17 protein-coding genes are annotated in these 20,758 nt (G+C 68.1%); 10 read left to right on the top strand and 7 right to left on the bottom strand.

Annotated features, from left to right (window positions below; translation table 11 throughout):
• Positions 1 to 37 precede the first annotated feature (37 nt).
• From glmM to MFF21_RS04700, 5 genes are all read left to right on the top strand, one after another.
• Positions 38 to 1,378: a phosphoglucosamine mutase gene (gene glmM / locus MFF21_RS04680; RefSeq protein WP_238310033.1), complete on the top strand. Its 1,341-nt coding sequence runs from the start codon at positions 38 to 40 to the stop codon at positions 1,376 to 1,378.
• A gap of 183 nt (positions 1,379 to 1,561) precedes the next feature.
• Entirely contained in the window at positions 1,562 to 2,428 is an 867-nt protein-coding gene (locus tag MFF21_RS04685; protein ID WP_238310034.1) for an outer membrane protein, read from the top strand.
• 172 nt (positions 2,429 to 2,600) lie between these two features.
• Positions 2,601 to 3,440 carry an outer membrane protein gene (locus tag MFF21_RS04690; RefSeq protein ID WP_238310195.1) on the top strand — a complete coding sequence of 280 codons (840 nt, stop codon included), beginning with the start codon at positions 2,601 to 2,603 and terminating at the stop codon, positions 3,438 to 3,440.
• 203 nt (positions 3,441 to 3,643) lie between these two features.
• A complete protein-coding gene (locus tag MFF21_RS04695; protein WP_238310035.1) occupies positions 3,644 to 4,555 on the top strand; it encodes an outer membrane protein in 912 nt (303 codons plus the stop codon).
• An 84-nt stretch (positions 4,556 to 4,639) separates the two neighbouring features.
• On the top strand, positions 4,640 to 4,918 hold the full coding sequence (locus MFF21_RS04700) for a hypothetical protein (protein ID WP_238310036.1): 279 nt from the start codon (positions 4,640 to 4,642) through the stop codon (positions 4,916 to 4,918).
• Positions 4,919 to 4,943: 25 nt separating this feature from the next.
• Here the strand turns inward: MFF21_RS04700 and MFF21_RS04705 are convergent, their stop codons facing one another.
• Entirely contained in the window at positions 4,944 to 5,492 is a 549-nt protein-coding gene (locus MFF21_RS04705) for an HNH endonuclease (RefSeq protein ID WP_238310037.1), read from the bottom strand.
• Between the two features lie 502 nt (positions 5,493 to 5,994).
• On the opposite strand from MFF21_RS04705, the gene MFF21_RS04710 reads away from it, so the two are divergent.
• Positions 5,995 to 8,739, top strand: coding sequence for a DUF3772 domain-containing protein (locus MFF21_RS04710; protein ID WP_238310038.1), 2,745 nt, complete (start codon positions 5,995 to 5,997; stop codon positions 8,737 to 8,739).
• A gap of 109 nt (positions 8,740 to 8,848) precedes the next feature.
• Positions 8,849 to 9,298 (top strand): CAP domain-containing protein, encoded by a 450-nt coding sequence (locus tag MFF21_RS04715; RefSeq protein WP_238310196.1) that lies wholly within the window; start codon positions 8,849 to 8,851, stop codon positions 9,296 to 9,298.
• 66 nt (positions 9,299 to 9,364) lie between these two features.
• On the opposite strand, the gene MFF21_RS04720 is transcribed toward MFF21_RS04715, so the two are convergent.
• From MFF21_RS04720 to MFF21_RS04730, 3 genes are all read right to left on the bottom strand, one after another.
• Complete coding sequence (locus tag MFF21_RS04720) at positions 9,365 to 10,027, bottom strand: Phasin (protein ID WP_238310039.1); 663 nt, start codon at positions 10,025 to 10,027, stop codon at positions 9,365 to 9,367.
• A 276-nt stretch (positions 10,028 to 10,303) separates the two neighbouring features.
• Positions 10,304 to 10,657, bottom strand: coding sequence for a phasin (locus tag MFF21_RS04725; protein WP_238310040.1), 354 nt, complete (start codon positions 10,655 to 10,657; stop codon positions 10,304 to 10,306).
• A 236-nt stretch (positions 10,658 to 10,893) separates the two neighbouring features.
• Positions 10,894 to 12,183: a glycosyltransferase family 4 protein gene (locus MFF21_RS04730; protein WP_238310041.1), complete on the bottom strand. Its 1,290-nt coding sequence runs from the start codon at positions 12,181 to 12,183 to the stop codon at positions 10,894 to 10,896.
• A 197-nt stretch (positions 12,184 to 12,380) separates the two neighbouring features.
• On the opposite strand from MFF21_RS04730, the gene MFF21_RS04735 reads away from it, so the two are divergent.
• Complete coding sequence (locus tag MFF21_RS04735; protein ID WP_238310042.1) at positions 12,381 to 13,655, top strand: glycosyltransferase family 4 protein; 1,275 nt, start codon at positions 12,381 to 12,383, stop codon at positions 13,653 to 13,655.
• Between the two features lie 87 nt (positions 13,656 to 13,742).
• Positions 13,743 to 13,922: a hypothetical protein gene (locus tag MFF21_RS04740; RefSeq protein WP_238310043.1), complete on the top strand. Its 180-nt coding sequence runs from the start codon at positions 13,743 to 13,745 to the stop codon at positions 13,920 to 13,922.
• Positions 13,923 to 13,955: 33 nt separating this feature from the next.
• On the opposite strand, the gene MFF21_RS04745 is transcribed toward MFF21_RS04740, so the two are convergent.
• From MFF21_RS04745 to MFF21_RS04755, 3 genes are all read right to left on the bottom strand, one after another.
• Positions 13,956 to 16,304 carry a putative bifunctional diguanylate cyclase/phosphodiesterase gene (locus MFF21_RS04745; protein ID WP_238310044.1) on the bottom strand — a complete coding sequence of 783 codons (2,349 nt, stop codon included), beginning with the start codon at positions 16,302 to 16,304 and terminating at the stop codon, positions 13,956 to 13,958.
• 423 nt (positions 16,305 to 16,727) lie between these two features.
• Positions 16,728 to 18,407: an acyl-CoA dehydrogenase family protein gene (locus MFF21_RS04750; RefSeq protein ID WP_238310045.1), complete on the bottom strand. Its 1,680-nt coding sequence runs from the start codon at positions 18,405 to 18,407 to the stop codon at positions 16,728 to 16,730.
• A gap of 116 nt (positions 18,408 to 18,523) precedes the next feature.
• A complete protein-coding gene (locus MFF21_RS04755; protein ID WP_238310046.1) occupies positions 18,524 to 19,399 on the bottom strand; it encodes a DMT family transporter in 876 nt (291 codons plus the stop codon).
• A 232-nt stretch (positions 19,400 to 19,631) separates the two neighbouring features.
• On the opposite strand from MFF21_RS04755, the gene MFF21_RS04760 reads away from it, so the two are divergent.
• Complete coding sequence (locus MFF21_RS04760; protein ID WP_238310047.1) at positions 19,632 to 20,516, top strand: YihY/virulence factor BrkB family protein; 885 nt, start codon at positions 19,632 to 19,634, stop codon at positions 20,514 to 20,516.
• Positions 20,517 to 20,758: the final 242 nt, after the last annotated feature.

Genomic DNA, 20,758 nt, shown 5'->3' on the forward strand with positions numbered 1-20,758 from the left:
AGGGCACCGAGGGGCCCACGCGAGCGGGATCGAGAACGTGCGGAAATATTTCGGAACCGATGGCGTGCGCGGACGGGCGAATGGCGTGATCACGCCGGAGCTCGCCCTCAAGGTGGGCCAGGCGGCGGGCGTTATCTTCCAGCGCGGCGATCACCGCCACAGGGTCGTCATCGGCAAGGACACGCGCCTCTCCGGCTACATGATCGAGACCGCCCTCGTCGCCGGCTTCACTTCGGTCGGCATGGACGTGCTCCTTCTCGGTCCGATGCCAACCCCGGCCGTTGCCATGCTCACCCGCTCCATGCGGGCCGATCTCGGCGTGATGATCTCCGCCTCGCACAATCCCTTCGAGGACAACGGCATCAAGCTGTTCGGTCCGGACGGTTTCAAGCTCTCCGACGAGGTCGAGCTGGAGATCGAGGCGCTGATCGACGGCGACATGCGCAAGAGCCTCGCCGGCGCGCAGGATCTCGGCCGGGCCAAGCGGATCGAGAGCGTGCATGCCCGCTACATCGAGTTCGCCAAGCGCACGCTGCCCCGCCACGTCACCCTGGAGGGACTGCGCGTTGTGGTCGATTGCGCCAACGGCGCCGCTTATCGCGTCGCCCCGGAGACCCTGTGGGAGCTCGGCGCGGAGGTGATCTCCATCGGCGTCGAGCCCGACGGCTTCAACATCAACCGTGACGTCGGCTCGACCGCACCGAACGCCCTCATCAACAAGGTGCGCGAGCTGCGCGCCGATGTCGGCATCGCGCTGGACGGCGATGCCGACCGGGTGCTCATCGTCGACGAGAAGGGCCAGAAGGTCGATGGCGACCAGCTCATGGCCGTCGTCGCCCGCTCCTGGAAAGAGGACGAGCGGCTGACCCAGCCAGGGCTCGTGGCGACAATCATGTCGAATCTCGGCCTGGAGCGCTATCTCGGCGGACTCGGCCTGACCCTGGCTCGCACCGCGGTCGGCGACCGTTACGTGCTCGAGCACATGCGCGAGCATGGCTACAATCTCGGCGGCGAGCAATCCGGCCACATCATCATGTCCGACTACGCCACCACCGGCGACGGACTGGTGGCCGCCCTGCAGCTCCTCAGCGTGGTCAAGCGCCTGGAGCGGCCGGTGAGCGAGGTCTGCCACTGTTTCGACCCGCTGCCGCAGATCCTCAAGAACGTCCGCTTCCGCTCCGGCGAGCCCCTGCGGGCCGACTCGGTCGTCACCGCCATCGCCCAGGCCAAGCAGCGCCTCGGCAATGGTGGCCGGCTCGTCATTCGCCCCTCCGGCACCGAGCCGGTGATCCGCGTGATGGCCGAGGGCGACGATCACGACCTGGTGGCGGAGGTCGTCGACGAGGTCGTCGATGCGGTGGCCCGCGCGGCCGCCTGAGATCATGGGGCGGCGGGCGGCCGCGCCGCCCGCTTGTCGCAGAAGCATTTGGACGAGCGAGCGCTTCGTCAAGCTTAGTTTTTAACGTTAAGCTGGACTTAACCGAAGCGGAGCAAAGTCACACGCGTCTTCTGATGGCCGGCTCTCGGATTCCGGCGCTGCACGACGAGTGAAGGACAGTCCATGAGCCGCCCCACGCTCTCCGCACTGGCGGGGTGCCTCACGCTCCTCGCGAGCGTCGCCGCCCCCAGCCTCACCTACGCCGCCGATCTGCTTCCTCCGCCGCCGCCCCCGCCCGCGCCCATCCCCGTCGAGGTCGGCGGCGGCTGGTACCTGCGCGGCGATGTCGGCGTCGGCGCGACGGAGTTCGACAGAATCGCGCTTCGCACCAGCGGCGGTATCCCCGGTGGCTACCACACGGAAGGGGAGTCTTTCGGCAGCACCTACTTCGCCGGCGCCGGCATCGGCTACCAGTTCAACAGCTTCCTGCGCGGCGACGTGACCGGCGAGTATCGTGGCGGCGGCCGCGTGAGCTTCACGGACGTCTATAACAGCGCCTACGGCGACGGCACGCCCGGCACGGGCCTCGACTACAACAGTGGCAACGTCTCTTCCGTCGTCGTGATGGCCAACGCCTATTTCGACCTCGGCACCTGGTACGGCCTCACCCCCTATATCGGCGGCGGCGCCGGCTCGGCCTTCCACCACCTGAGCGGCTTCACCGATATCGGCGCCGGCACCGCCATGGGCGGCTACGGCATCGCCCGGCCGAAGAACACCACCAGCTTCGCCTGGAACCTGCAGGCAGGCATCACCTACGACATCACCGCCAATTTCAAGGTGGATGTCGGCTATCGCTACATGAACCTCGGCAATTTCAGCACTGGTACGGTGAACTGCTTCAACAACGGCTGCTCGGATTCCTATGGCTACAAGGTCAAGGATCTGACCTCACACGATGTGAAGATCGGTCTGCGCTATCTGATCGGCGCAGCCGCCCCGGTCTACGTGCCGGACTACGCGCCGGGCCCGCTGGTAAGGAAGTACTGATCTTTCGCCTGCGACGTCATCGAGGCGGCACAGGCAACCTGTGCCGCCTTTTTATTTTTAGAAACACGCCTTTAAGCAAATTATAACCCTTAGAAAGCAACAATATGCAAGCTTGAAGATGGTTTTTCGCGCCGTCTTCCATCTCCTCGAACTCGATCGGAAGCCCGTGGCCATGGCGGTATCGCGTCCATGCTGGAACCGGCTTGCCCTGGCCCTGCTCGCTACCGGCACAGCCAATGGCGCGCGCGCCGCGGACCTTCTGCCGCCTCCCGCGCCCATCGCCCAACCCGTCGCCGTCGGGAGCGGCTGGTACCTGCGCGGGGATTTCACCGAGAGCGTGTTCGACCGTCCTCACGATGCCACCCGGCCGGATCCGAACGACCCGGGCATGCCGCCCCTGGTCGGCCTCCGCCTCAGTCGGGAACCCGGCTATGGCGGCGGCGTCGGCTACCGCGTCAACGAGTGGCTGCGGGTCGACGCAACCATCGACCAGCGCACCCCGGCGGCCTTCTCGGCCTATTCCTCGCGTTCCAACTTCGTGACCGGTCGCAACCTCGAAGCGGGCGAACTGAGCGCGCTGACGGGCTTGGTGAACGTCTATGCCGATCTTGGCACTTGGTGGGGCTTCACGCCCTATATCGGGGCTGGGGTCGGCGTGGCGCAGAAGGACGTCCACAACGCCTATACGCAGACGACCTGCTTCGTAGATGGCTGCGACGGTGCCCCGGGCAGCGGGGCCCGCACGGCCGTGGCGCGCCCGGACAAATCCGTCGCTTCCCTGGCCTGGGCGCTCACGGCCGGCCTGTCCTACGCGGTCGGCGCCGGCTTCAGCATCGACGCGGCCTACCGCTACGTCGATCTCGGACGCGCCAAGAGCGGAACCGATCCCTATGGCGGCAGCACCCGCCTGAAGGATCTCACCGCAAACGAGTTCCGCATTGGCCTGCGCTACCAGTTCGCCGGCGGACTCCTGCCGGGCGCCTTCGAGCCGGCCTCGCCCTACGGCAACTGAGACTCTCGGATCCGACACCACGGGAGGCAACCGACGCCCTGAGCCGCCGGTCGCCTCCGGACGTTTGTTCAAAATCGGGACAAGTAGGACTTGCTCCGATTGCTTCAGCGGAAAGATCAATACCGAAAATTAAGGTTACCAAAGTAAGACGTCATCATCGCTCGGCAACGGACGCTCGCGTTGCTGCCCTGAGGACGTTGAAGATGCGTAGACCAGCCCTCGGTTTCCTGGCCGTCCTGACCCTGCCGGGCGCCGCTGCCGCGGCCGATCTGGATTACGGCGTGCTGCGTGGGCCGGAATATGAGGAGAGCTACGCCTCCAGCACAATCGACTGGAGCGGCGTCTATGTCGGCGGCCACGGCGGATACTCGTCGGGTGCCTTCGGCTTCCGGAACACCTTCCAGCCTATCGTCGCCAACATGCTACGCTCAACCGTAGTCGAAAACGACATGAGCGCGTCGACTCTGCTCCAGGCGCACACCGATCGCCAGGGCGGAAGCACATTCGGCGGATTTGCTGGCTATAATGTGCAATTCGACGATATCGTTCTTGGTGTGGAGGTCGACTACACACGGGCGGGACTCATCGGCGCGACCACAGACTCCATCCGCCGGTACATGACGACGCCGAGCGACGGCTATCTTACCCATGTAAATCTATCGGGGCTGGCGGGCACCAAGATCGAGGATTACGGCACGATCCGCGCCCGCGCAGGCTATGCTCTCGGCAACTTCCTGCCTTTCGTAACGGGCGGTCTCGCAATCGGCCGCGCCCGAATCACCGACAACGTTGCCGTGCAGACCTACGGCTACGATCAGGCCGCTTACAAAGCCAATATTGGCCTCGACGCGAGCAAGCAAACCTACGTCAACCACTACGGCTATTATAGCTTCGATCAGGCAAATCCGGCTGCTGGTACTCCCTTTAATCCAGAGTTTTTTGGTCGCACGAAAACTAAGGTCGTTGGCGGCGTCGCACTCGGCACAGGTCTCGAATACGCGATCACGTCGAATGTTCTTCTGCGTGGCGAGTACCAGTATGTCTATTTTAACGATTTCGACGGCCACAAGCTGAACCTGAACACCGTGCGCGGAGGCGCGGCCGTCAAGTTCTGATCTCAGCTTAACCCTTTTGGAAAACCCGCCGCGCTAGCCTTGCCGAAGGTGCCGGCTCACGGCTCCCATCACCACGAGCGGAACATGCGGCGCACGCTTCTCATCTCCGGCAGCCTGATCCTGGGGCTCGCCGGCTTCGCGCCGGGGATGGCACAGGCTCAGGGTTACGGGGAGGGGAGCTACGCGGCCCCTCGGTACCGCCCCCATCCGCCCCGCCGCCTGCCGCCCCCGGACGTGCGCTACCGTGATCCGCGGGGCGAGTTGCAGCTCCGGGCGGCGCACGTCTCCACGATCCAGGCCTATCTCCCACGGCCGACCGACGTCCCGATCTACAACGCGCCGCCGCCGCGCTTCCCGCAATAGATCGCTCTCCCCCTCGCCGGCGGCCTTAGCTGTCGAGTTCGCTGTCCCAGTACAGGTAGTCGAGCCAGGTGTGGTGGTATTGTCGGTGGTCGAATTCCGGCTGGCGGCGATGCAGCTCGTAGCGCGTCGGTCGACGGGGCTCGTTGAGCAGCGGCATCTCCGCCTGTTCCGGCGTGCGGTTGGCCTTGCGCAGATTGCAGGGGCTGCAGGCGGCAACCACGTTTTCCCAGCTCGACAGGCCGCCCTTGGAGCGCGGCACCACGTGGTCGAAGGTGAGGCCGCCGGAGGGTAGGCGCAGGCCGCAATACTGGCAGGAAAAGCCGTCGCGCAGATAGATGTTGTAGCGGGTGAAAGCCGGGCTGCGCGCGAGCGTCACGTAGTTCTTCAGCGCCACCACGCTCGGCACCTTGAGCGAGCGGCTCGGCGAGCGCGCCTCGGTGTCGTAGCTCGCGACCAGGGTAACACGGTCGAGGAACAGGGCGGTGAAGGCGTCCTTCCAGGACCAGAGCGAGAGCGGATTGTAGGAGAGTGGCCGATAATCCGCGTTGAGGACGAGTGTCTGGAGATCCATCATCGGCACGGTTCTCGACTTGCGGGGAAACGGGGGCAACGCGTCGGATCGAACGATCGCGCTGCCCCGAGCGGGCGATAGAGGGGCGCCCTCCGGCCCGCCTGCCGGCGGACTGACGGGGTGGGCGCGCGGCGCGACCGAGTTCGAAAATCGAGGGGACCAAAAGGCCGGATCGCGGCATCGTCCGCGCTCCAGGGGAGAGCGGAGAACCTGAAGTTCGCGCGCCAGCCAGCGTATCCGGCGGCCAGCGCCGCTTCCTCGCGGAATGAGGAAAGGGCCAAGTCCATCGCCGCTTAGTCTAATATCAGGGTGACAGGCTTGTGAAGATTGTTCGACGGCGGCACGACACCGCGCCCACAGGCCGCATGGGTTCAAACCCTCGCTCGGTTTCGGCCATATTGCGGCGCAAGACTCGGCAGGGCCGCGTGAGGCCCTAGCTGACGGGTCGGCCCGCGGCCACGCGGCATGACATGGCCGCGCGTTAGGTCCCTGACCAAGGATGATGATGGTTCGACGGTTCTTCCTTTCCCCGCGGACGGCCACCTTCGCCGCCCTTCTTGCGAGCGTGGTGGCTCTCTCCCCCGCTGCCGTCACGGCGCAGGGAACGGCGCCCGCCCCGGCGCAGACGGTGCCACCGGCACAGGGCACCGCACCGCCCGCACAACCGCAACCAGGGCACGAGCAGGGAAAGACGGCTCCGGCACAGCCACCACAGGGTCAGGCGCCCGCCGCCGCGGCACCGCCCCCCAAGCCGGTGGTGAAGGCGCCGACGGCGGAAGCGCTCCAGAAGATCCGGGAGCGCCTCGACGAGATCAAGAACGATCTCGATGCCCGCGAGAAGACGGTCACCGGGCCAAATGTCGCCGCCGGGGATTTGACTCGTGCGCGCGACGGACTGGACGCCGTCTCCGACCGGATCCGCGGAATCATCGACTTACTCACCCCCCGCCTCGAAGCGGCTCGGGAGCGTCTTACCCAGCTCGGCCCGAAGCCGAAGGAAGGTGAGGAAGACGCGGATCTCGCCAAGGAGCGGGCCGAGCGCGAGCAGGCCGTAACCGACATCGACGGCACCCAGCGCCTCGCCAAGTCGCTCCTCGTCCAGAGCGAGCAGATCGTCGATCAGGTGACGAACCGCCGCCGGGCGGCCTTCACCCGCGGCCTGTTCGAGCGCACCTCCGGCCTCGTCAGCCCGGATCTTTGGATGCGCGTCGCCAACGACGTGCCCCGCGATCTGCGCGGCCTCCAGAGCGCCTTCGAGGACATCGCCTACCTGTTCTCGCGCAACGGCACGATCTGGAACCTGCTGCTCCTCGGCCTCGCCTTCGGCGTGTCGATCGCCCTCTATATCGGCCGGCGCAACATCGCCCCGGCGTTGGGGCGGCGCGATGCCAGCGTGACCAATCCGTCCCGGCACAGGAAGCTCCTCGCCGCGTGGCGGGTGCTGCTGCTCGGCACCGGCCCGGCGATCGCGGGCAGCTACGCCATCTACTACGCTCTGGACGTGACCGACCTGCTGCCGCAGCGGCTCCTGCCGGTGGCGAGCGCGATCCTGATCGGCCTCGCTTTCATCGCCTTCGTCCAGGCGCTCTGCGATGCCCTGCTCGCCGTCGGCAAGCCCGCCTGGCGCCCGGCGCCGGTCTCAGACGCCGCCGCTTGGCGCATCTCCACCCTCGCGGTCAGCATCGCCGTGGTCATCACGGTCTCGAAATCGGTCGAGGCCCTGAATGCCGGGATCTCGGCGGCCTTGCCGATCTCGATCGCCACCCGCGGCATCGGCGCGGTGGCCGCGGCCCTGCTGCTGGCGATCGGCCTTCACCGCTTCGCCGATACGGCGGAAAAGGAGGAGGCCTGCTTCGGCCCCTACGTCGCCACCGAGACCTCCACGGGGATCGGCGGCCCGCTGCGCATCCTCGGCTGGGTCGCGGTGGCCGTGGTCGGGCTCGCGCCCCTCGTCGGCTACGTTGCCCTCTCGGCCTTCCTCGTCGACCAGCTCATCTGGACGGCGAGCCTGATCGTGCTGCTCTGGCTGTTCATCGCCAGCGCGGACACCTTCATCGGCAGCACGCTGACCGAGGACACCAAGCTCGCCACCGCGCTCCAGGCCAATACGGGCCTGCGCAAGCGCTCCCTCAACCAGATCGCGGTGCTCGGCACGGGCGCCGCCCGCGTCGTGCTCATCGCCATCGTCGCGCTTCTGGTGCTCGCACCCTGGGGGCTCGATTCCACCGACGTGTTCTCATCAGTGCGCAGCGCCTTCTTCGGCTTCAAGGTCGGCGACGTCACGATCTCGCTCTCCTCGATCGTGTTCGGCGTCGGCATCCTGGTGCTCGGCGTGGTCATCACCCGCGCGGTCCAGCGCTGGTTGGAGAACACCTACCTGCCGGCCACGGATCTCGATGCGGGCCTGCGCAACTCCATCGCGACGGTCGTCGGCTATTTCGGCTTCCTCCTGGCCCTGGCCCTGGCCTTCTCCTATCTCGGCCTGAGCCTCGAGAAGCTCACCATCGTCGCCGGTGCCCTCTCGGTCGGTATCGGTTTCGGCCTCCAGTCGATCGTCAACAACTTCGTCTCCGGCCTCCTCCTGCTCTGGGAGCGGCCGATCCGGGTCGGCGACCAAGTCGTCATCGGCGACAGCGAGGGCATCGTGCGGCGCATCTCGGTGCGCTCCACGGAGATCCAGACCTTCGACCGCTCGGCGGTGATCGTGCCGAACTCGAACCTGATCTCCGGCGTGGTGAAGAACCGCGTCCGCGGCGACCGCACCGGCCGGGTCATCATCTCGGTCAGCGTCCTGCGCAATCAGGATCCGGTGCGGGCCGCCGAGATGATGGTGTCCTGCGCCGCCGCCCATCCCGACGTGCTGAAGGAACCGCCGCCCCGGGTGGTGTTCAAGAAGATCGGCGACCCGTTCCTCGACTTCGACCTGATCGCCATGGTGACCGACGTCAATCTCGGCCAGAAGGTGCAGAGCGACCTCAACTTCTCGGTCTTCGCGACCCTGTCCGAGGCGGGCTTCATCCCCGCCATGGGCCCGGCCTCGAGCTTCGTCACCGTGCAGGGCCTCGAACCCGTGCGGGACGCTCTCAGCCAGATCGCCGGCGCGGTCGTGGTTCAGAGGCCCCCGGACGGCGCGCAGGATACGACGGAGGGCGATGCCCGCGAGCTCCCGCCGGGACGCGACGAGGTACGGCGCGCTACGCCACGCGAAGGCAGCCGCGACACCGGCGGGCGCACGCTCGGCACGAACTGACCTTGAGCGGACGGGCAGGGCATCCCATTTGGGAAAGTCCTGCCTGCCCGAGACCCGTTTCGTGACCGGACGCCTGCCGCTTCTCGCCGCGCTCTGCGCCGCCGCCTTCATGCTCGGCGGTTGCGCCGGAGAGGTCTCGCCGAATGCGGCGGTCCCGAGCATGTACCTGCCGCTCACCACGCAGAGCGCCGCCGTCGACACGGCGGCGGCCCGGGACATGATCTCGGCCTATCGCCGCAACAACGGCGCGGGGACACTGACGATCGACCCCGAATTGCAGAAGCTTGCCGAGACAGAGGCCGCCGCCATGGCGGTGGCGGACAAGCCCAGCAACAGCCAGACCGTACGCAACGCGATCGGTCGGCTCGGCTATGCCGGAGCGGAGGCGAATCTCTCCGCCGGATATCACACCCTGGCGGAAGCCTTTTCCGGCTGGCGGGAGAGCAAGCCCCACAACGCGGTCATGCTGGATCCCAACGCCACGCGGATGGGGATCGCCACAGCCTACGCGCCGGGCTCCAAGTACAAGGTCTACTGGGCCCTGCTCGTCGCCCGATGAGGAACGGGCGGCCCCTCGCGGAAGCCGCCCGTCGAGACATCTCAGGGCTGGTGCAGCGCCCGGGGCTCAGTGCCGCGTCGCCGATTCCGTGAAGCGGTTCGCCGAACGGACGATGTCGCTGATGCAGGTCAGCGAAGCGTCGGCGACACGCTGAAGCTCGTCCACTTGAAGACGGATCACCTCGGCGGGAGAGGTCGCCTTCGACAGCGCCTGGATATGGGCCAGGGCCGCAGCCCCCTCGTTGCGGGCATAGGCAACGAGGGTCGCGTTGATCTCGTTGAGGGGCGCGAGGGACGGCACGAAGCCGAACGTGGCGCTGGCCCGGAAGAAGGAGGTCGGCTTCGCGGCGGGAGCCTCGGGGGAGGCCGCCGCGACAGGCGCGCCCTCCGCAACGGGCACTGGGGGCTGTTCCGGAACGGCCTCGGCAACGGCCTCCGTGGCGATCTCCGTGACAGCCTCGGCCGTATCGGAGCTCACCTCGACAGCGTCCTGAGTGGCCTGCGCTGCGATCTCCACGGCCTGCTCGGCCTGCGCGATCGTCTCCTCGACGACGGCCTCGCTCGCTTCGACCGTCGTCTCGATCGGATCCGGATCCGCGATGCCGGCCTCGGGGATCTCAGGCACCTCGGGGGCACCGGCGTCCAAGGTCTCGGCCTCGGTCGTATCCTCGGCCTCCGTCACCGGGGTCTCGACCGGCGATTCGGTCTCGGGAGCGGCCTGGGTTTCCAAAGACCGCCCGTTCGGCGGGACCTGGCCCCGCCTCGTTCTGCGCCTTATCGTCGACATGAACCGCTCTCCTCCGCTTGCTGGACCATCGGCACGCCGGGCGTCCGGACGCCGAAAGCCCGAGCGGATGCACTCAGCAGACTCCGACGAGGCGGAAGCGCCGCGAGGCGTCATGCAGTCTCGCACCACCGGGGCTGCAGGACTGCGGCTGGACCCGCCATGCAGCGGGTCTCAGCGTTTCGGCGGGGGCGCGACTCCCCCGCCACGCACGCCCTCCGCTTAGCGGGCGACGCTCTGGGCGAGAGCACCGAATTCCTTCGCCTGAGCCTGGAAGGCGGCGAACTGCGTCTTCACGTACTCGGACTGAAGCTCGAAGGCCTCACGCGCGTCGCGGGTGCGGACGAGCTTCTGGGCGTAATCGAAGGCGGTGTTGGCGTTCGCCTGCGCGTTGTCCAGGCCCTTCAGAACCGCGGCGTGGAGCGCCGACTGGATCGAGGTGGCGGACGAGCCGAGCTGCTCCGAGGTCTTCACGGCGCCGTTGATGAAGGTGCCGAAAGCATTGCGAGCCTGATCGACGCTCTTCTCGGCGAAATCGCGAAACTCGGTCGGGATCTCGAAAGTCTGGGTGCTCAAGGCTGTCTCCTTCACATGTCGCAAAGCGACGCAGCCGGAACGGCATGCGTCCGCGCAGACATATGTTGCAACGCAACATGAAAGTCAAGAAGGAAGTTTCCGAGAGAACACCCCTGCGGGCTCGCAACTGCAAAATTGCGCCGAATCTCTCGTTCGAAAACTCAGACTAACGGCCCGGGATCCAGGCAGTCAACGCATTCGGCGGCACGAAATATCGCAATGCAATAATTCAGGATTCAGAGGTGGCTCGCGGCTTCGCCTGCGCGAATGAGCTCGTTGGCCGGCTCAGATCCGGCGCGAAAGCTTTGCTGCTTCGTGTCTGCCGCGGCCGCGATCTTGCGGTAGAGCGCCAAGAGTGCATCCGCATGGCGCGACATCGTCATCGGAGCCGACCAATAGGCGTCGTACGCCGCCCGGCCCATGGCGCCGACGCGCCCGTCATCGACGCATTGCCGGAAGACGGCGGTCAAAGCGCTCATTTCGGGCTCGGCGACGAAGCCCGTCCGCCCGTTCTCCACCTTCTCGGCCGCTCCGGACCGGCGCGAGGCGACGACGGGGACGCCCCGGGCCATCGCCTCGTAGATCGTCAACGGCCCGGTTTCGTACCAGCGCGAGGGCGCGCAGACCGCCCTGGCGCGGCGTACGAGGATCGCCTCCACCTCCTGTGGGGAGCGCCAACCGACGAGCTCGGCGCCCTGCGCCGCGAGCTCCGCCTCCAGCGGCCCCGCGCCGATGAACAGAGCTGGGATCCCAGCCTCGCGCGCCGCCGCGGCGACGAGATCGGCGCCCTTCTCGCGGGTCAGCCGGCCGACATAGACGATGGCGTCGCCCCGGGCAGGCTCGGCCGGCACGGCCTTCTCCACGCGCACCGGGTTGTCGACCCGGTGATGGCGCAGGGTCCGGCCGGCGAGGAGAGATCCGATACGGCCGACGCTCGCGTCGCAGACATGGATCACGTCGAGGGGCGCGCGTCCGAGTGCCATGCGCAGGGCCGCGGTCCGGCCGAGACGCACGAGCTTGTGCAGGCGGCTCCTCGGATCGCAGGCGGAGGCGAGGCAGCCCGCGGAGAGGGGTCGGAGCGTGCAGGGCTCCGACCGGTCGAAGCGGTAATAGACGCCGGTCGGGCAGGCGAGGAAATAGTCGTGCAGGGTCAGCACCAGCGGCGCCTGCGCGTTCAGCAGCACGGGGAGCACGCTGGGGGAGAGGGCCCGCGTCCATTGGTGGAGATGCAGGATATCCGGCGGCCGGGGCAGGGCGGCGAGGGCGGCCGCGAGACGGCGCGCCGCCTCCGCGCTCCAGATGCCGGAGACCGCCGCCCGCACCGCCGGCAGGTTCCAGACATCCTCGAGGCCGAGGCAGATCCGCTGCAGACGGGGATGGTCGAGGAGCGGGTCGGCCTCCCCCGGCACCGCCTGGAGATAGGTGACGTCCACCCCGGCCTCGGCCAGGCCGCGGGCGGATTCGAGCGCCACCTTCTCGGCGCCCCCGCTCGCGACGGCGAACTCGGCCAGGACGACGACATGCATGGCGGCTCCCGGCCCCGCGTCTCCGGCACAGAGGCCGGAACAGGCCCGCAGGTTTACGCGCGATCAACTGCCGTCCGGTAAACAGGAGGCTCGATCGGGCCCGTCACGCGACGCCCGGAAGCTGCAACGGCATCCGGGAGGAGGGATCCTCGGCGGTGCGCCCCGCGGCAGGCCGGGCCGGAACCTCCGAGGCTGCCTTGCACGTCGTCCTCGTCCTCGATCATGCCCATATCAACGGCGGCCAGGCCAAGGTCGCCCTCGATTCCGCCCTCGGCCTGCGGGCGCGCGGCCATGCGGTCACGGTCTTCGCGGCAGTCGGCCCGATCGATCCGCGCCTCACCGCGGCCGGCATCCGCGTCGTCTGCCTCGGCCAGGACGACATCGCCTCGACCACCAACAAGCTCGCCTTCGCCGCCCAGGCCATCTGGAACCGGCCGGCCGGCGCGGCGCTCGCCCGGGAGCTCGCGGCCTGCGATCCGGACGATACCCTGGTCCATGTCCATGCCTTCGCCAAGGCGCTCTCGCCCTCGATCGGCCCGGCGATCCGCGCCTCGGGGCTGCCCTGCCTCTACACGATGCACGAGTTCTTCCTGGTCTGCCCCAATGGCGGCTTCTACGCCTATCCGGCGGATGCGATCTGCCACCGCCGGCCGATGTCGGCCGATTGCCTGACCACGAATTGCGATGCGCGCTCCTATCCCCGCAAGCTCCTGCGGGTCGTGCGTCATCTCGGGCTGGAGCATGTGGCGGACCTGCCCAGGCTGTTCCGGCACGTCGTCACGATCAGCGCCCTGCAGGAGCGGGTGATCACGCCGCTCCTGCCCGCGGGCACCGTCTTCCACCGGGTCGACAACCCCATCTCCGTGCCGCAGGCGCCGCCACGCGCCGGCCCTCCGGGCGACTTCCTGTTCGTCGGCCGCATCTCCACGGAGAAGGGCGCCCCGATCTTCGCGGAGGCCGCCCGCCAGGCGGGCGTGCGGCCGGTCTTCGTGGGCGACGGCCCGAGCGCGGCGGATCTCAAGGCGCGCTATCCCGAGAGCGTCATGCTCGGCTGGAAGAGCGCGCCGGAGGTGCAGGCCCTGATGCGCGCCGCGCGCGCCCTGGTCTTTCCGAGCATCTGGTACGAGGGCCAGCCGCTCACCGTCTACGAGGCGCTGGCCTGCGGCTGCCCGGTGATCGTCTCGGATGCCTGTGCCGGCCGCGAGGCGATCGAGGACGGGGAGAACGGCTTCTGGTTCCGCTCGGGCGACGCCCAGGCCCTCGCCGCCCATCTGGTGCGGCTGAAGGACGATGGGCTGGCCCGGCGCCTGGGTGAGACCGCCCATGCCCGCTACTGGTCGGCCCCCTTGAGCGTCGAGGCCCATCTCGACCGGCTGGAGCAGGTCTACGGCCTCGTCACGCGCGAGGCCCGGAACGCGGCGGGACCGGTCCTGCGGCCGAGCCTGCGGCGCGCGGCGCCGTCACGGCCCTGAGCGGGTCCGAACCAGGACGGCACGCCTCGCGTTGGTCTTGAGAAGGCCGCCGGCAGCGGCCCTCCGTGGCAGACCCAGCGAGGCGCAATGTCCGACAAGACGACGCAACCGAAAGACGATCCGAAAGCCGCGGGCTTCCGGCAGGACGGCAAGGGCGACAAGGACAACCCCGAGAACCGCCAGGACAAGACGGATGCGCGGCTCGACGAGGCCCTGGAGGAAACCTTTCCGTCGAGCGATCCCGTCTCGGTGAAGATAACCAAGTAGGCCGCGGCCTCGGGTTTCGCGCAGGCGCTGGCCTCAGGCGGAGGCGCGAAGGACCATCGCGGCCTCGTCAGCGATGAGCGCCCGCGCGTCCACCGCAGGCATCGGACGCCCGAACAGATAGCCCTGCACCTCGTCGCAGCCCTTGTCCCGCAATTGCTCGAACTGCGCGACGGTCTCGACGCCCTCGGCCACCGTGGGAATGCTCAGGCTCGCACCGAGCCCGATCATCGCCCGCACGATGGCCCGGGAATGAGCGTTCTCGCCGATCTGGCTCACGAAGGAGCGGTCGATCTTGATCTTGTCGAAGGGAAAAGACCGCAGATAGCTGAGGGACGAGTAGCCCGTGCCGAAATCGTCCATCGCGATGCGCACGCCGAGGGCGCGCAGCGCGTGAAGCGTCGCCTTGTTCGCCTCGTTCGCCGTCAGCAGAACGGATTCCGTCACCTCCAGCTCGAGCCGCGCCGGCGGCAGGCCGGCGTCGCGGAGCGCCTGCCGCACCAGCGGCACCAGATTGCGATCACGGAACTGGACCGGAGACAGATTCACCGCGATCCGGAGCGGGATCTCCCAGCGGGCAGCCTCCAGGCAGGCGGCGCGCAACACGAACGCGCCGACCGATCCTATCAGCCCGGTCTCTTCGGCCAGCGGGATGAACTCTGAGGGCGGGATCGGCCCGTCCACGGGATGGTGCCAACGGACAAGGGCTTCGAAGGCCACGATCCGGCGCGTGCGCGTCTCGACGATCGGTTGATAGGCCAGGGTCAGCTCGCCGCGGTTCAGAGCCTCACGCAGATCGTTCTCGCGCTTCCGCCTTGCCTGCGCCCAGCCGTCCATGGCCGCGTCGAAGCAACGGGCACTGTTGCCGCCTGCGGATTTGGCCCGGTAGAGGGCGAGATCCGCGTTGCGCAGGAGCGTGTCCGGGTCACTCCCATGCGCGGGCAGGCAGGCGATGCCGATGCTCGCCCCAACATGACTCTCCTGTCCGCCCAGGTGGAACGGCAGCGACAGGATCTCGATGATCCGGATCGCGACAGCATGGGCCATGGCGGCCGCGTCGGGACCGGCCAGGAGGACCGCGAACTCGTCGCCACCGAGCCTCGCGACGAGATCGCGGGCGCGCACGCAACCGGCGATGCGCTCCGCCGCCTCCCGCAACAGCGCATCCCCCGCCGGATGGCCGAGCGTGTCGTTGACGAACTTGAACTTATCGAGATCAAGGCAGAGCAGGGCGGCATCGACGCCCCCCTGCGCCTGGTTCGCAAGCGCCTCGGCAAGCCGGGTGGCGAAGAGCACGCGGTTGGGCAACCCTGTCAGAGCGTCGTGATGGGCCATGTGGATGATGCGGGCCTCGGCCCGCCGCCGCTCGGTCACGTCGATGGCGCCCCCCAGAAGCACGGGCCGTCCCTCGAAGGGCAGTGCCCGCTCGAACAACGTCACTTCGATCGTGGAGCCGTCGGCCCGGCGCTGGCGGCGGGTATTCCCGTCACCGGAGGGCTGTTCTCCATGCGGCTCGTCGAGATCGGGCAGGCGCCGGGCGAGCAGCTCTTCTCGACTGTAGCCGTAATGGGCGACGGCCGCTTCGTTGACGGCGACGAAGCGCGCGGAAGCCGGTTCCAGCAGCCACATCGGCAGGGGATGGTTGTCGAACAGGAGCCGGAAGGATTCCTCACGGGCCTTGATGTCGCCGACATCCGTCATGGTCACCGCGATGAGGTCGCCGATCGCCCGCGCCTCGACCTTCAGGGAAAGGGTCGTGCCGTCGGAGCGCGGATAGGCAAGTTCGAGCAGCGCACGGTCCGTGCGTCCCACCACGGCGGCGAGCATCCGTGTCACACCGAGGGAGGCCGGCACGAAATCTCCGAGGCGCTGCCATTGCAGGGCATCGATCGAGCGCCCGAAGATCTCGGCGGCGCCCTGGTTCAGGGTGACGATCTTGAAGTCGTCGATCGCGCCTCCGGCGTTCCGGATCGTGCTGAGCGCCATCAGACCCTGCCCGGTGGCGCCGAAAAGGGCCTGGACGAGCTCCGTGCGCACGCAGGTCTCGTCAACGTGGACGAGGATCAGCGGCGTGCCGCCCGCACGGGCCAGGGGGACGCCGACCAGCTCCCAGCTCGACACCACACCGTCGGTGATGCGGTCGCAGCGTGCGCTCGCAGGCTCCTCCGTCCGAAGGGCGGCCTCGGCGATCTCCTCGATCGGCCATCGGACCTCCTCGGCCACGCCGGCGAGGGGAAGATCCTGCACCGCGCCCTCGAACCAGTCCTGGAAGCCGGGGCCGCCCCACATCAGCGTGTGGGCGCGACCGTCACGCGTGGCGACGAGGACACAACGATCGGCCAGGCGCCCGAGGCGCCCGAGGACGACGGCCTCGTAGGTCGGCATGGCTCCCGGCCGGGCGCGGCAACGGGTCCAGTGCTGAGCCAGCGTCCCGTTCTGTCGGGCCAAAGTCGGATGGGGCGACACGAACGTCGTGCTCCGGAAACACCGGACCGCAGGCTAAGCAAGCCTTCGTTGAGGGAAAGTATACGAGCCGGCTAGACTATCGGCTTATCCATCGACGCAGCGATGCTCGGCGACAGGAAACGAAGAGGCTCACGCAATCTTGTGCCGCCTCCGATTGATTGCTTCGGTTGACCGGGTCTCGCTTATCCCACCCGAAGTCGGACGCGCCCGACTTCGGGTCTTCTTGCCGAGGCCCGGCAGGCTCGGGTCACCCGAGAGGAAGCGAACCCCGGATGACCCGATCGGATCGGCCGGAGCGTGGCCCCGGCCGCCTCCGGCCGCTCGTGTCGAGCCGAACCCGGATCACTGCTCCAGCAGACGCCGGGCGATGACCTGGGCCTGGATCTCGGCCGCACCCTCGAAGATCGAGAGGATGCGGGCATCGCAAAGAACACGGCTAATCGTGTACTCGAGCGCGAAGCCGTTGCCGCCATGGATCTGCAAGGCGTTGTCCGCCGCCGCCCAGGCGACGCGGGCACCCAGCAGCTTGGCCATGCCGGCCTCCAGATCGCAGCGCTTGCCCTCGTCCTTCTCGCGGGCGGAGAAGTAGGTGAGCTGGCGGGCGATGTTGATCTCCACCGCCATCATCGCGAGCTTGTCGGCGACGCGGGGGAAATTCACCAGGGCCTTGCCGAACTGGATCCGCTCCTCGGCGTAGCGCAATCCGATATCGAGGGCCGACTGGGCGACGCCGATGGCGCGGGCCGCGGTCTGGATGCGGGCGGATTCGAAGGTCTGCATGAGCTGGGCGAAGCCCTTGCCCTCGACCTCGCCGAGCAGGTTCGATGCCGGCACCACGAAGTTCTCGAAGGCGAGTTCGAACTCCTTCATGCCCCGATAGCCGAGCACCTCGATCTCGCCGCCGGACAGGCCCTCGACGGGGAAAGGATTCGCGTCGTCGCCGCGGGGCTTCTCGGCGATCAGCATGGAGAGGCCCTTATGGCCCTTCTCCTCCGGCTTGGTGCGCACGAGCACCGTCATGATGTCGGCGCGCACGGGATGGGTGATCCAGGTCTTGTTGCCCGAGATCTTCCAGACGTCACCGTCCTTGACCGCCTTGGTGCGTAGGCTGGCGAGGTCGGAGCCCGTGTTCGGCTCGGTGAACACGGCGGTCGGCAGGATCTCACCCGAGGCGATGCGGGGCAGGAAGCGCTGCTTCTGCTCCTCGGTGCCGCCGCACAGGATCAGCTCGGCGGCGATCTCGGAGCGGGTGCCCAGAGAGCCGACGCCGATATAGGCGCGGGACAGCTCCTCGGAGACCACGCACATCGAGATCTTCGGCAGGCCCATGCCGCCGTATTCCTCGGGGATGGTCAGCCCGAACACGCCGAGTTCGGCCATCTTCTCGATGATTTCCATCGGGATGTAGGCGTTCTCGCGGTGCCATTCCTGCGCCTTCTCGACGACCTCGGCCTTGCCGAAGCGGCGCATTTCGGTGCGGATCGCCTCCATGTCCTCGTCGAGGCCGGAATCGCCGATCGTGGCGGAGCCGGAGCCCTCGCGGATCTTGGCGACGAGGGCGGCGCGGTTCTCCGGGGTGTTGCCGGTGGCGATCGCCGCCTCGACCGCATCGGTGCGGAACTGGAGGAGCTCCTTGGCGGAGAGGCCGAGGGAGCCCACCGGGCGCACCATCTCGCCCTGGCTCATCGGGATGCCGCCGAACATCTGGTCGAGATACTCGCCGATGCCGATCTTCACGAGCAGGCTCTCGGTCTCGCCGAGCTTGCCCGCCTCCTGCAGGCGAGCGGCATAGCCGGCGAGCTCTTTCACCGCCTCACCGTAGACGGCGAGCCAGGCGAGGCCGTGGGCGGCGTGCTGCTCGGCCTCGAACTTGGCGGCGTCGACCTTGCCCTCGGGCGACAGCACCTTGGTGCGCACGCGCCGGGTGGCCTCCGCGACGAGCTTCTTGGCGGCCTCGGCGGCGTCGCGGCTCAGCGCGACGAGATCCAACGGCTCGTGCGCGACGGCAGGGGAAGCGGACATGGCGTACTCTCTCGAAACGTTTCCAGTTGGGCTCTTTATAGGGTTGATGCGCCGCACTGTAGAGGTTTCTTGCCGTTGTCAGGCAGCGATCGACCTTGAATTCATGATACTTTTGGTCACCCGCGACTGGCTACCGCAACCCCCAGGGCCGCTACCGCCATCCCCCCGATCTGCACCGGCGTCAACGCCTCGCCGAACAGGGCGTAGGCCATCGCGGCAGAGACGGGGGGCACCAGGAAGAACAGCGAGGCGACGCCCGCCACTGCGCCGCGCCGGATCAGCGCCAGCAGGAGCAGGATGCCGGCCACGGAATTGACGAGAACCGACCAGGCCATCCCGGCGGCGAGGGGCAGGCTGAGGGAAAGCCGCGTCTCGCCGGCGGCCAAGGCCAGGGGGATCGCTATGGCGGAAGCGCCGAGGAACTGTACCGTCGCATTGGCGACGAGGTCGCTGCCGCCCCCCGTTCGTTTTTGCCAGAGGGTGCCGGCGGTCATCGCCCCCATGGCGCCGAGGCAGGCGGCGAGGGCCGTCGGCGGGATACCCGAGGCGTCGACGGCGCCGAGCTTCGGCGCCAGCACCAGGGCGGCTCCAGAGAAGCCCAGCGCGATGCCGAGCCAGCGGCGCGGACTTACCCGCTCACCGAGCACCGGGCCAGCCACCGCCGCGGTCAGCAGCGGCTGCAGGCTGCCGACCAGGGCGGCGATGCCCGAGGGCAGGCCGCGATGGACCGACCAGAACACACCGGCGACATAGAGCCCCTGCATCAGCACCCCGGCGACGATCCCGTCGCGCCAGCCCTTCGCGTCCCGCGGCCAGGCGGCACGGAGGGCGAAGCCGATGCCGGCAAGCACCAGCGCGACCAGCACGAGGCGCACGGCAACGAAAGCGAGGGGCTCGGCATAGGGCGCGACGAACCGGGCGGCGACGAAGCCCGTCGCCCAGATCACCACGAAGAGAGCCGGAATCACGAAGCGGCTGGTGAAGTCGGGCATGGCCGGCACCTAGCAACACGGGTTCCCCCGGCCCGCAATGGCCACGCGGGAGGATCGGCCATGCGCGCTCCTGTATGCACCGGCACGATCCTGAGCTGTGGCACCCGCGTCACCGGACCAAGCGATCTCCGCTTCGGGAGGCGCCGCTCCGTTGACGCGAGGCGGGCCCTGGCCCGTATGTCGACCGAGCCGTCCTCTCCACGGCCGGTGCTCTCCAGGTCCTCGCCAGCCCTTGCGCGTCCTCCGAACAAGCCTCGACATCGCAAGCCTCGCGGCCCAGCGCTTCGTCGCCCATGACGGATGGGCGATCGCGAGTCATATCGCGCTCTCGATCCTGACCTCGCTGTTCCCGTTTCTGATCCTGCTTGCGGCGTTGGCCGGTCTTCTCGGCACGAAATCGCTGGCCGACGAGGCCGGCATCCTGATCTTCGAAGCCTGGCCACGGGAAATCGCGGAGCCGATCGCGGGGGAGGTCCATCGGGTGCTCACGGAGCAGCGCGGCGGCGTGCTCACCCTCGGCGCCCTGCTCGCGCTCTACTTCTCCTCCTCGGGCGTCGAGAGCCTGCGCGTCGGCCTCAACCGCGCCTACGGCCTGCGGGAGATGCGGCCCTGGTGGCTGACCCGGCTGGAATCCATCGGCTATGTCGTGTGCGGGGCCTTCGCCATGCTGGCCTTCGCCCTGCTCGTGGTGCTCGGCCCCCTGATCTGGCGGCAGGCGGTCTTCGTCGCGCCGGGCCTCGAGCCCCTCGGCCTCACCGTCGCGATCGGCCGCATCGCGCTCACCGCCGTGCTGATCGCCCTGGTGCTGGTCATCGCCCACAAGTTCGTCGCGGCGGGCCGGCGCCCCGTCGCCGCGGTTCTGCCCGGCATCGCCGTGACGCTGGTGCTCTGGTTCCTGGCAGGCCTCGGCTTCGGCTTCTATCTCGACCGCTTCTCGAACGCCTACGCCTCGACCTATGGGGGCCTCGCCACGGCGATGGTGTTCCTGGTCTTCCTCTACTGGCTGGCGGCGATGTTCCTGTTCGGCGGCGAGATCAACGGCACCGTGATCGCGGCGCGGCGCCAGCAATTGCAGGCGCGGATGCGGGCGCGACAGGCCGGCGTCGCGCCGCCCTGACCCGGCCGCAAGAACCGTGCGGTAGAATACAGTCGAGACGCCCGCCGATCACACACCACAACCATTGGTTTGCATCCAGCGCCCACGAAATCTCGACGAGGACATGGGCCGGGCCACATTTCAGACATTTCTAAGAGCGGAACCGCGGGAACTGTTCGCGGCTGGCGGCTTTTATTCCATGCTCTACTGCGACAGACCCACCTGACGGCCCCATTCTCGCAAGACAATGGGCCGTTTTTTGT

The organism is Methylobacterium organophilum, from assembly GCF_022179465.1.
GTDB classification, from domain to species: domain Bacteria; phylum Pseudomonadota; class Alphaproteobacteria; order Rhizobiales; family Beijerinckiaceae; genus Methylobacterium; species Methylobacterium organophilum.

Coding starts and splice junctions, on each gene's coding strand:
- MFF21_RS04710 (WP_238310038.1), top strand. CDS start 5,995: ATGGTTCGACGGTTCTTCCTTTCCCCGCGGACGGCCACCTTCGCCGCC.
- MFF21_RS04685 (WP_238310034.1), top strand. CDS start 1,562: ATGAGCCGCCCCACGCTCTCCGCACTGGCGGGGTGCCTCACGCTCCTC.
- MFF21_RS04705 (WP_238310037.1), bottom strand. CDS start 5,492: ATGATGGATCTCCAGACACTCGTCCTCAACGCGGATTATCGGCCACTC.
- MFF21_RS04750 (WP_238310045.1), bottom strand. CDS start 18,407: ATGTCCGCTTCCCCTGCCGTCGCGCACGAGCCGTTGGATCTCGTCGCG.
- MFF21_RS04745 (WP_238310044.1), bottom strand. CDS start 16,304: ATGCCGACCTACGAGGCCGTCGTCCTCGGGCGCCTCGGGCGCCTGGCC.
- MFF21_RS04700 (WP_238310036.1), top strand. CDS start 4,640: ATGCGGCGCACGCTTCTCATCTCCGGCAGCCTGATCCTGGGGCTCGCC.
- MFF21_RS04715 (WP_238310196.1), top strand. CDS start 8,849: ATGCTCGGCGGTTGCGCCGGAGAGGTCTCGCCGAATGCGGCGGTCCCG.
- MFF21_RS04695 (WP_238310035.1), top strand. CDS start 3,644: ATGCGTAGACCAGCCCTCGGTTTCCTGGCCGTCCTGACCCTGCCGGGC.
- MFF21_RS04755 (WP_238310046.1), bottom strand. CDS start 19,399: ATGCCCGACTTCACCAGCCGCTTCGTGATTCCGGCTCTCTTCGTGGTG.
- MFF21_RS04740 (WP_238310043.1), top strand. CDS start 13,743: ATGTCCGACAAGACGACGCAACCGAAAGACGATCCGAAAGCCGCGGGC.
- MFF21_RS04730 (WP_238310041.1), bottom strand. CDS start 12,183: ATGCATGTCGTCGTCCTGGCCGAGTTCGCCGTCGCGAGCGGGGGCGCC.
- MFF21_RS04690 (WP_238310195.1), top strand. CDS start 2,601: ATGGCGGTATCGCGTCCATGCTGGAACCGGCTTGCCCTGGCCCTGCTC.